The 1043-nt window shown below is 42.7% G+C and carries 1 pseudogene; it reads left to right on the top strand.

The features are described from left to right. Positions 1-424: pseudogene (locus BG32_RS00230) on the top strand (GNAT family N-acetyltransferase); the annotation flags it as partial. Positions 425-1043 lie beyond the last annotated feature (619 nt).

Consider the following 1043-nt stretch of genomic DNA (forward strand, 5'->3'; position numbering starts at 1 on the left):
AAGTGAGATAGGAGATATCTCAGATTCTTCCTTCGCTTTTAATGTGGATTCAGAGATTCCTGAAATTCTCGATCATGTAAGTGAAGACTGGGCTTTTCTCCCTAAGGAAATTCCAGACAAAGCGAGATTCCTAATTCAGCCAACTAGGATTCACGATGGGGATAACTGGGCAGTTCTTTCCAAAAATTCGAAATCTGAAAGCTGCGTGGACATCAATTACATCTCAATAGTGGAAGAACGGAAAGCCAGGTCCTTCGTGCATGGGCTGAAGTGCTATGCACAGTCGAAAGGGTTTGAACGGGTCCATACAATGGTGAGGGAGGACCTCGATTTGGAGCCTTTCTTGTACAATGGATTCAAACCTTTCGAAAGAGTAAAGGATGTCTTCCTTTATTTTGCGGACAGCTCGGTTCTTGAGATCTGACTTCCAGCAGAAATGGCTTGAATGAATCCGTTGGTCGGTATTACTCTTGATTCTAATATATCTACGTCGGTCGCTCCTACACATCGATGTCTCTATATTAAGCATTACGCAAACAAGAGATGATTAACGACAGTTCTATGCAAATGAACTCTTGGCTATGATCCGAATTTCTTGTCTAAATCGTGAAGTTCAAAGGTTATGAATCACTAATTTGGAAGGACATTACATGGATGTGAGGCAGGCACAATTGAGAATTCATAGTCTCTCGTATAATTTCCCTTTAACCTTCATCGATACGATTGTGCACCTCAGAAAGAGGAACTGCATTCTTTGTAAAGGCGGACAGGAAAGTTGAGAGTGACAAGCGAATTCGGTTCATTGCCCTGCCCGTGTGTCTTCTGAGTTAGTGCAAAGTGAAAAAACATGAAAGACACCTCCCTATACTTGGGGACTTTGTCCGAAGCAAGAGACTGCGTTTTTGTGAGCTCGAGAGACTACTAAGAAACTAAGTACCTCCCTATTTCCTTTTCTCTTACATTCTAAGTCACTCTTGGCCGGGTCTAGAGCCGATTGGGTTTCCTTCGTTGAGTCATAGTCTCAAGAAATCAGAGCGGATTTG

Origin of the sequence: Mesotoga sp. HF07.pep.5.2.highcov (assembly GCF_003666285.1) — a bacterium.
Classification (GTDB): Bacteria; Thermotogota; Thermotogae; order Petrotogales; family Kosmotogaceae; genus Mesotoga; species Mesotoga prima.